Below are 9,784 nucleotides of genomic sequence, written 5' to 3'. Positions count from 1 at the left end.
GAGATGATCATTAACCTCGGGCCTCAGCATCCTTCTACACACGGAGTACTTCGACTGGAAGTATTGATGGATGGCGAGATAGTAAAGGAAGTGGTTCCGCATATCGGGTACCTGCACCGTTGTTTTGAGAAGCATGCCGAGAATCTGCCTTACAATCAGGTTATACCCTTTGTTGATCGCCTCGATTACGTAGCGGCCATGAGCAACGAACATATATATGCGATGGGCGTTGAACGCATGCTGGGTATAGAACACCAAATACCCAAACGCGTAGAGTATATCCGCGTGCTGATGGCAGAGTTGAATCGTGTGGCTTCTCACTTTATAGCGATCGGCACGTATGGCATGGATATAGGAGCCTTCACGCCCTTCTTCTGGTTAATGCGCGATCGTGAACATATACTGCGCTTGTTGGAATGGGCATCTGGCGCACGTTTACTCTACAACTATATCTGGATAGGCGGATTGTTCTATGATATACCCGTAGGCTTTGAAGATCGCTGTCGCGAATTTGTAAACTATATAAAGCCCAAGCTGCAGGAACTGGAAACAGTACTTATCGAGAATAAGATATTCGTTGATCGCACTGCCAATGTTGGTGTATTGCCGCTGGACCTCGCTATAAATGCCGGTATAACGGGACCTGTACTGCGCGGTTCAGGTTTGCGTTTTGATCTTCGCAGGGTAGATGGTTACTCGGTATATCCCGAACTGGAATTTGATATACCGATAGGCGAAGGCAAGATGGGCCAGGTAGGTGACTGCTGGGACAGAACCTATGTGCGATATCGGGAGATGCACGAGTCGTTAAGGATCATTGAGCAGTGTCTTGATAAACTTACCGGAGAGCATACACGCTCGCGCGACTTTGATCCGCAGGCTTTGGTGCCGAAGAAAATCAGACCAAAAGCTCAGGACTTTTATATACGTGGCGAAATTCCAAAAGGAGAACTTGGATTCTTCTTCCGTGCCGATGGTCGCAACGATATACCTTTCCGATGCAAGTGTCGCTCCTGCAGCTTCGTGAATCTTTCGGTGTTGCCCGAAATATCGAAAGGTATATTAGTGGCTGACCTGATTGCTATCATCGGGTCTATCGATGTGGTAATGGGAGAGGTGGATCGCTAGATCAACGCTTCGGAAAATATAGCGGCCAGATTTACTGTGAAACCGGGAAGTATATCTTCGCCAGATAATATTTTAGTGAAGGATTGTGTAACTATAGTACCGTTGCTGCGGTATATTTTAACTTCACGCTTTTTAGGATTGATTAACCACGCCAGCTTGCAGCCGTTGCTCATCCACTCTTTCATTTTGCTTTGAAGCTGTTTTGCTGAATCACTTTCTGAAAGCAACTCTATCACAAAATCCGGACATATATGCGCAAACTTCTTTCTGTCATTGGGAGGAATGCTATTCCAACGATCTAGTTGAATGAAGGCTGCATCGGGTGATCGTACGGCTTTATTGGGTAAAGTAAAACCCGCGTTGTTTCCGAGAACCTGGCCCGCCTGGGTTTGCCTGTTCCAAAGTTTCAGCTCGAAAACTATATCCATATTATACCCTTCTGTTTCAACTCCGGAGGGTTCGTTTACAACGAAATTCCCATTGGGATTTCTTTCAAGGTTTAAGGAGTCGTTATCCTGACAGAAGTAGTAAAATTGATCTTCGGATACGCCTCCGAGTGCGCTTGTATTGATTTCATACATCATAGCCTAAAACTTTCCCAATGCTATCAATTTGCTTTCGGTTTTTCTATACCTAATTTTAGGTATATTTTTTTAGTGCTATACGGTGTTATTATGATCAGGATTCTTTCATCTCAACAAATAAAAGCGGTGGATGCTTATACGATCCAGCAGGAACCTGTGGCATCGATCGATCTGATGGAACGGGCGTGTCGCGCATTTGTGAGTTGGTTTACGGAACGGTTTGGTATATCTGAAAATATAGGTATAGTATGTGGCACGGGCAACAATGGTGGCGATGGTCTTGGTATAGCACGCTTGCTGAAGGAATGGGGTTACCCAATAAAAGTATGGATCGTTCGGGGAAGTTCCGAAACGGAAGATTTTAAAGTAAATCTCCAGCGTATTGAGGGAAAAATAGAAGTTGTTGAACTTTCATCTGCTATAGACGATGCTATATTTAATAAGTGTACGGTGTTAATAGATGCTATATTTGGCTCCGGTCTTTCACGACCAGTGCAAGGTATATTTGCAGATGTTATTAAGCAGATAAATAACACCCAGGCTGTTCGTATAGCAGTAGATATACCCTCCGGTTTAATGGCCGATAGCGCTTCGCAGGGCGGAATTGTAAAAGCAGATTTTACAATCACCTTTCAGATACCCAAGCTAGCATTTTTCTTTCCGGATAATTTCTCGTTTGTAGGAGAGTGGTGCATCGTAGATATAGGGCTCAGCAAAGAGTTTATCAAGCAAACACAAACCAGTCATTTTTATTCTACAGCCAAAGCTGTCCGAAAGATCATTCATCCCCGCGGAAAGTTTGATCATAAAGGAACTTACGGACACGCGCTGCTAATAGCCGGTAGCTACGGCAAGGTAGGGGCTGCGTTGCTCGCGGCTGAAGCTGTGTTGCGTGCAGGCGTTGGGTTGCTCACCGTGCATATTCCCAAGTGTGGATATACTATACTGCAAAGCAGTGTGCACGAAGCAATGGCCAGTATAGATGAACACGAACACATCTTTACCACTATACCATTATTGGAACCCTATACGGCAATAGGAGTTGGCCCGGGACTTGGTCAGGATAAACAAACGGTGAAAGCTTTTCGTAAAGTGCTGGAAGATTTTAGAAAACCTGTTGTGATCGATGCTGATGCACTAAATATACTCTCTGCCAACCGCGAGTTACTTTCCCTGATACCTTCCGGAAGTATACTCACACCACACCCAAAAGAATTTGAGCGGATTGCAGGCAAGTGGTCAAATAGTTTTGAACGATTGGAGAAACAAAAAACTCTTGCCAGACAATTACGATCTGTTATTGTTTTAAAAGGTGCCTTTACTTCAATCGCCTCACCCGATGGCAACGTTTACTTTAATCCAACGGGTAATCCGGGTATGGCAACGGGGGGTACAGGCGATGTGCTTACCGGTATACTTACCGGCCTGTTAGCACAAGGGTATTCATCCATCGATGCTGCTATAGCGGGTGTTTACCTGCATGGATTATCAGGAGACCTCGCTGCTCGCGAAAAGGGAATGATCTCGCTCATCGCTTCCGATGTTATTACTTTTCTGCCGCCTGCATTCAAAAAGGCTATCGCTTGAAATAAAGATTCTCCTTTGGGCATTTTATGATTGGACTGTTGCGCGGGAGTTTTACTTTTGATCTTTCAAAATACCTGCATGCTGCTATCCGACAAGATCAAACACGCTATACGGGATGTATATGATTATCCCAAGCCTGGTATCATTTTCAAAGATATAACACCGGTGTTGTCCGATCCATCGCTTATGCACGAGATCATTGGTGTGCTTCGCAGTGATTTTAAAGAACAGAAGATCGATGCTATAGCGGCCGTAGAAGCCCGTGGGTTTATCTTCGGTTCTATTCTCGCACACGAACTGAATTGTCGTTTTATACCTATCCGAAAGGCAGGCAAGCTTCCCTATAAAGTACGAAGAAAGGAATACGATCTTGAATATGGAACAGCCTGCATAGAAATGCATGAAGACGCTGTGCAGCCCGGCTGGCGCGTGTTGGTGCAAGACGATCTGTTGGCAACAGGTGGAACCGCTGCTGCTGCCGGAGAACTGATCGAAAGTCTGGGGGCTAGCGTAGTTGGCTTTTCATTTATTATAAACCTGAGCTTTTTGCCGGGCGCTGAAATTCTGACCAAACGGTTTGGTGTTAAGCCACATTATTTGATAGAATATTAACTTATTGTAAAAACATTTGTTTAACTGGTATGGATGGATCCGTTCATATACCCATGTTTCCGCTGGCGATTCTGCCACTACCAGGAGAACTTGTTCCGCTTCACATCTTCGAGCCACGGTACAAACAGCTTTTACAGGATGCCGAATTGCATGATATAACGTTCGGGATATACTTTAGTCATGAGATGAATCAGGCCAAGATCGGATCATTAATGCGCCTGGAGAGTATCATCAAACGTTATCCCGGAGGTGAATCAGATGTTATCGTGAAGTGTCAGGATATTTTTTCCATGAGTAAGCTCATGCAGACCTATAAATCCAAGATGTATCCGGGAGCCGATGTACAATACCGAAACGTAGATGTAAACAGGATACCCAGCCTGGCGTTATATGAATTGTTTGTGGAGTATCTGAAGAATCGTAACATCAATCAGCATGTAGCAACCTTCTCGGTATACCAGGTAGCCTGCGAGTTAAGTCTCGACCTGGGCGAACGCTATAAATTCCTTCAGTTACCCGATGAGAAGGTCGATAACTTCCTGTTAAATCGTATACGGTATCAGCTTCACCTGCTTAGCAGCGAAGAGAAGAGCAAAGACGTATACCATCTTAATTAGTTGTTCACACAAAGTATATTTAGTGGTAAGGCTCTTTGTATATCAATGAGAGACAGGTAGCGCTTTATACTTTACAGCATTTTGAATCTGCCGGTATAGATTTCCGTTTCAAGCCAGCTTTCATGTAGCAGTAAGTACTTTACAATAACATTCACATTAACAAAAATTAACGTTTGCGCTGCAACATTCAGTCAGTACGAGTCGTCTTTGATCAGTATATAAAATAACCCTTTATGAAAAAGACCCTCCTGATTATGATGGCATTGCTGGCTATAGTTAGCAGTGCAGTGTATGCGCGCAGAGCGGAGAATCCGGCTCCTACCCTCGGTGTAGGTATTATGAAGAAAGGCTCCACCTTTCATGTATATTATAAAGCAGATAAATCATCCGATGTGAAAGTATCGATCTTCAATGCGAAAGGCGATCGTGTGTTTACAGAAGTGATCCGTAAAGTAGATGGCTTTATTCGTCCTTATAATTTCAGTGATCTCGCAGAAGGCGAATATACCTTTGAAGTATATGATGGTGCACAGCGACAAACACAAGTGGTGAACTATCATACAGAGCGCGGAGCAAGCCTGGCCCACCTCACACGCATTGGTGGCGAGAATAAATACCTGCTTACCGTACCGAAAAAGTCTCCGGGCATTGTATCGATCAAGATCTATGGAGAGAAAAGTCAGCTTCTTTACAAAGAACAGCTAAAGCACATCAACGATTTTGCCCGTATGTTCAATCTCAGTCAGGTGAATGAGAAAGTTTTCTTTGAACTCACAGATGAGAAAGGAAATTCTGAAGTACTTCGGTATTAACAAATATCATTCTATCGGATAGGTTTCCCTGAGAAGAAGATAGAAGAGAGCAGCGCTGTAATGGTGCTGCTTTTTTATTATGCAAACGTGATGAAAAAGCAGTAGTGCAAACGTTGTATTAAAATTAAATCTGATGATAGCGTTTGCAGAGTATATATATACCTGTTTTTGATTGTTTTTACTCTCGAAATTCCTGCAAACGTTTTTTATAGTTAAAAAAAATGTTTCCTTACAACAGCCGGTCTTCTTGGTATACGCTGCGTTACATTTGTATCGTAAACAAAAAACAAAAACAAATCGATTATGAAAACTAGATCACTTTTCATTGCAGCACTCGTAGTAGTAAGTGCAACTGTGGCGGCTTTTGGAAAGGAAGAGCCGAGCAACAAGGGTTTGGCTGTGGTACCTGTTAAGGGTGCAGAGGTATTCAAAGTTATATACAAAGCAGAAAATGCTGGTAAAATTAAATTGAATATTTATAACACAAAGTCTGAAATGGTATTCACTGAGACATTCAATGGTACAGATGGTTTCATCTGCCCGCTGAATTTCACAGGCCTTTCAGCTGGTGAATATACTGTAGAGCTGATCGATGCAACTGGTAAGAGAACTGAGAAAATCAACTATAAGCCAGCAGATGCTTCAGCTAAGAATGTTCACATCTCTAAGCTTGCTAATGAGAATGGTAAATTCCTCGTGTCTGTATCTTCTACAGGCAATGAGCAGATCAATGTAAAGATCTATGATGCTGCCAACAATCTCGTGCACAGCGAAAACAAGTCAATCGATGGTAACTTTGCTCAGCTTTATACTGTAAAGAATGTAACAGGTTCACTGACATTCGAAGTAACTGACAAAGCTGGTAACACCAAGACTGTTCGTTTCTAAGAAGATAAATAAGAGAATTCATTAACCGTGCAAAGGCCTTCCCAACAGGAAGGCCTTTGCATTTTATAGCAGTTCGTTAATCAATATATACAGCACTTTATCGCCAGCAGAATACAGAATGATCCGTTGATTGCTATTGTATAGCAGCGCCTGACAAACGTCATTTTGAATTTTGATTGAAATCGCTACTTTTACCTTATTGCAAACGATTAACGTAACTACTATATCCTTATGAAAAAAATTCTTGTCCCGACTGATTTTTCAAAGCCTGCCATTATCGCAGCAGAAGTAGCCGCTGATATTGCCAGACGTTCAGGTGGTGAGATAACACTCCTGCACGTGATTGAAGAGGCTACTGAGGGTTCTATAAACGTTGAAGGTGAAGCTTCTTATAGCGGAAGTTGGGAAGATAAATTGTTCACAGCAAAGCTGATCGAGAAAGCTAAAAAGCAAATGGAGAAGCTGGCTTCCGATCCTAAACTGGCTGATGTTAAAGTACGCCAGAAGCTGAGATTGGGCACACCATTCCATGGCATGAATGCGATCATCACTGAGAATAAAGTGGATCTGGTGGTGATGGGAACTTCAGGACGCACAGCCCTGGAAGAAATGATCATCGGATCTAATACTGAAAAGGTAGTACGTCATTCACACTGCCCGGTGCTTACGGTACACAATAAGCCAGCCAGCAAAGACTTCAAGAACATCGTTTATGCAACATCGATGGATAAAGATGAAGAAGTGTTTTCGCGTATTGTGCGCAGAACACAACAGGTATATGATTCAACCATTCACCTGGTGCGCATCAATACACCTTCTAACTTTCAGCGCGATGCTGTAGTGAAGAAGTATATGGAGAGCTTCGCCAAAAAATTGCAATTGAAGAATTATACCATCAATGTATTCAACGACATCAGTGAAGAAGAAGGTATCATTTACTTTGCCGATAGCATTGATGCCGACCTGATCGCGATGGCTACACATGGCCGTACAGGTTTTGCTCACGTAATTGCCGGAAGCATTGCCGAAGAAGTAGTGAGCCACTCAAGACGCCCGGTACTTACTTTCGTTACGAAACATCGTAAATAACGTATAACTTTCTTTTTAAAGGCCGTTTCGGACACTCCGAAGCGGCCTTTTTCTTTTTATTTATATTTATGTTGATTTCAACGATTGGGAATATTTAGATTGCTTATTAAAGCCCTGCAATAAATTGTATCAAAACCTGTCAACGTCTCGCTACCTATCCCTGTAAGCATGGAATACGTCCTCTTTATCCTCCTGGTAATTACACTCCTTGTTTTGATCTCGGTCAAAAACAACTTCTCATCACAACTATTAATCCTGCAAAGAAAGCTGGACGATCTCTCAGAAGAGTTCCGTAAGCAGCGTCATAGAGAGCAGGTGACCGAGCGCGACACAAGACGTGAACGCGAAGTGGTTGAACGCCCCGTAGCACAAGCCACACCCGCTATAAAACCTGTTGAACCTCCAAAGACAAAAGAGCCTGTGCAGGAAGTACCTGTACAACCAACACCCGTTGTACGCGAAGAAGTGAAGCCTGTAGCGGAAGAGATAAAGGCACCTGTAAAAGAAGAGATCAAAAAAGAAGCAGAACAGAAACCTGTCGAGGTTGTTACATTCCCGGTGGTAGAAGCACGGGAACAGAAACGCACTGTTGTTCCTCCGGCTCCTCCAAAGCCACCCAAGCCCGGCTTCTTTGAACGCAACCCCGATCTTGAAAAATTCATTGGCGAAAATCTCGCGAACAAGATCGGTATAGGTATACTCGTGCTCGGCATAGGTTTCTTTGTAAAGTATGCTATCGACCAGGAGTGGATTGGAGAAATAGGACGTGTATTTATAGGTATAGCTTGTGGAGGTATACTGATAAGCATAGCGCATTACCTGCGAAAAACATTTGTAGCATTTAGTTCAGTACTCGTAGGCGGAGGTATAGCCGTGCTATATTTAACTATTGCCATCGCTTTTCATGAGTATGGTATATTTAGCCAGACAGCTGCGTTTCTTATTATGGTGGTTATTACTGCATTTGCCATTGTGCTGTCGCTGGCGTATAACCGCATCGAGCTTGCTATACTCGCCATTCTTGGCGGATTTGCTTCACCCTTCATGGTTAGCACCGGTGAAGGGAATTATATCGTGCTCTTTACTTACGTGTTGATCCTGGATACTGGTATGCTGGTGCTGGCATACTATAAGAAATGGAATCTTGTTAATATAATCGCTTATGTGTTTACGCTGATACTCTTTGGCTCGTGGTTAACCGCCAAGTATGATGGCGATAATATACCGATGATGCGCGGAGCGATGGTGTTTGCCACGTTGTTCTACCTCACATTCTTCCTGATGAATGTGATCAATAACATTCGTAACCGAACTTCATTCAAATCCATTGAGATAACATTGCTGTTGAGTAATACATTTTGTTATTATGCGGCCGGTATGGTTATACTCAGTGCCGCGGGTAGCGACTTCAGAGGATTGTTTACCGCTGCGCTGGGTATATTTAATTTTGTATTTGCCTATACCTTGTATAAGAACGAACGCGTTGATCGTAACCTGGTATTCCTGCTCATCGGTCTTGTGCTTACCTTTATCAGTCTTGCAGCGCCAGTACAACTCGAAGGAAACTATATTACACTTTTCTGGGCAGCCGAAACCGTGTTGCTATTGTGGCTGTCGCAGAAGTCGGGTATAAAACTGATGAAGCTGGCGTCTGTTATCATTGTCGGCTTGATGGTGATAAGTCTGCTGATGGATTGGCAACAGCTATACTTTGCCAATGCCAATACACTGGCTATTGTTGTTAACAAGGCCTATATCACCGGTATATTTGTATTGATCTCTATGGGACTCACTATTTACTTCCTGCGATTTGAAACAGGAGAGTATGCTGAATACGTGCAGCCCTATAAAATGCTTCTCTCTCTCGGAGGAATTATACTACTCTATGCTTCCCAGTTCCTCGAACTGCAATACCAGCTCTCGCAGTATGTAGACGATCGATCGGCTTTCATGATTATGATTGGTACATATAATCTGTTCTTTATAAGCGGACTGCTCCTTGCAGAGAAGAAACTTATTTTGCCAGAGTCGCTTCGTCCGTTTTTTGCAGGGTGGGGTGCTGTAGCGATTTTATCATACCTCTTGTATTACCATTCTGTAATTATCGATGCCCGCGATATATATCTGCTGGGCGAAGCTTCATCTACGGGTTTTGTATTTCATTATGTATATATAGCCTTGCTGCTCTTTATTGCCATCTTTACTTTGAAACGTGTACAAAAACTCACGGGCTTTCATGAGCAAACCTATAATGCATACTCATGGTTCTATGTATTATTCTTTGTATTTCTCGCCAGTGCGGAGTTAGATCATACCGTATTGTTATTGGCTTATAAAACACCGGATTCGCTCTATACCGTTATAGCGCAGAACCATCGTATAGGCTTCCCGATACTGTGGGGTATAGCTTCATTTCTGCTGATCACCATCGGGTTGAAGACCCGGAAGAAACACCTGCGTATTATCT

The 9,784-nt window shown here is 43.2% G+C and carries 9 protein-coding genes; 8 read left to right on the top strand and 1 reads right to left on the bottom strand.

The features are described from left to right. Positions 1 to 1,128, top strand: a 1,128-nt coding sequence (locus VIN08_RS24770) for an NADH-quinone oxidoreductase subunit D (protein ID WP_331971302.1), incomplete at its 5' end; no start/stop codon positions are given. On the opposite strand, the gene VIN08_RS24765 is transcribed toward VIN08_RS24770, so the two are convergent. Continuing rightward, the gene (locus VIN08_RS24765; protein WP_331971300.1) at positions 1,125 to 1,712 is read right to left on the bottom strand and encodes a Uma2 family endonuclease; all 588 of its coding nucleotides are present in this window, start codon (positions 1,710 to 1,712) and stop codon (positions 1,125 to 1,127) included. The two genes, VIN08_RS24770 and VIN08_RS24765, sit on opposite strands and share 4 nt — an antisense overlap. A 90-nt stretch (positions 1,713 to 1,802) precedes the next feature. On the opposite strand from VIN08_RS24765, the gene VIN08_RS24760 reads away from it, so the two are divergent. From VIN08_RS24760 to VIN08_RS24730, 7 genes are all read left to right on the top strand, one after another. Next, complete coding sequence (locus VIN08_RS24760; protein WP_331971297.1) at positions 1,803 to 3,299, top strand: NAD(P)H-hydrate dehydratase; 1,497 nt, start codon at positions 1,803 to 1,805, stop codon at positions 3,297 to 3,299. A gap of 78 nt (positions 3,300 to 3,377) precedes the next feature. Further along, a complete protein-coding gene (locus VIN08_RS24755; protein ID WP_331971294.1) occupies positions 3,378 to 3,911 on the top strand; it encodes an adenine phosphoribosyltransferase in 534 nt (177 codons plus the stop codon). Positions 3,912 to 3,940: 29 nt separating this feature from the next. After that, positions 3,941 to 4,528 (top strand): LON peptidase substrate-binding domain-containing protein, encoded by a 588-nt coding sequence (locus VIN08_RS24750; RefSeq protein WP_331971291.1) that lies wholly within the window; start codon positions 3,941 to 3,943, stop codon positions 4,526 to 4,528. A gap of 233 nt (positions 4,529 to 4,761) precedes the next feature. Continuing rightward, positions 4,762 to 5,340 carry a hypothetical protein gene (locus VIN08_RS24745; protein WP_331971288.1) on the top strand — a complete coding sequence of 193 codons (579 nt, stop codon included), beginning with the start codon at positions 4,762 to 4,764 and terminating at the stop codon, positions 5,338 to 5,340. A gap of 303 nt (positions 5,341 to 5,643) precedes the next feature. Further along, positions 5,644 to 6,228, top strand: a complete 585-nt coding sequence (locus tag VIN08_RS24740; RefSeq protein WP_331971285.1) for a hypothetical protein — start codon at positions 5,644 to 5,646, stop codon at positions 6,226 to 6,228. Positions 6,229 to 6,459: 231 nt separating this feature from the next. Then, positions 6,460 to 7,317: a universal stress protein gene (locus tag VIN08_RS24735; protein WP_331971282.1), complete on the top strand. Its 858-nt coding sequence runs from the start codon at positions 6,460 to 6,462 to the stop codon at positions 7,315 to 7,317. Positions 7,318 to 7,485: 168 nt separating this feature from the next. Beyond that, positions 7,486 to 9,784: DUF2339 domain-containing protein (locus tag VIN08_RS24730; protein WP_331971279.1), on the top strand; the 2,299-nt coding region annotated here is incomplete at its 3' end.

Origin of the sequence: Ohtaekwangia sp., from assembly GCF_036568665.1 — a bacterium.
Classification (GTDB): domain Bacteria; phylum Bacteroidota; class Bacteroidia; order Cytophagales; family Cyclobacteriaceae; genus Ohtaekwangia.
This window is presented reverse-complemented; position numbering and strand designations above follow the sequence as displayed.

Coding starts and splice junctions, on each gene's coding strand:
- VIN08_RS24765 (WP_331971300.1), bottom strand. CDS start 1,712: ATGATGTATGAAATCAATACAAGCGCACTCGGAGGCGTATCCGAAGAT.
- VIN08_RS24760 (WP_331971297.1), top strand. CDS start 1,803: ATGATCAGGATTCTTTCATCTCAACAAATAAAAGCGGTGGATGCTTAT.
- VIN08_RS24755 (WP_331971294.1), top strand. CDS start 3,378: ATGCTGCTATCCGACAAGATCAAACACGCTATACGGGATGTATATGAT.
- VIN08_RS24750 (WP_331971291.1), top strand. CDS start 3,941: ATGGATGGATCCGTTCATATACCCATGTTTCCGCTGGCGATTCTGCCA.
- VIN08_RS24745 (WP_331971288.1), top strand. CDS start 4,762: ATGAAAAAGACCCTCCTGATTATGATGGCATTGCTGGCTATAGTTAGC.
- VIN08_RS24740 (WP_331971285.1), top strand. CDS start 5,644: ATGAAAACTAGATCACTTTTCATTGCAGCACTCGTAGTAGTAAGTGCA.
- VIN08_RS24735 (WP_331971282.1), top strand. CDS start 6,460: ATGAAAAAAATTCTTGTCCCGACTGATTTTTCAAAGCCTGCCATTATC.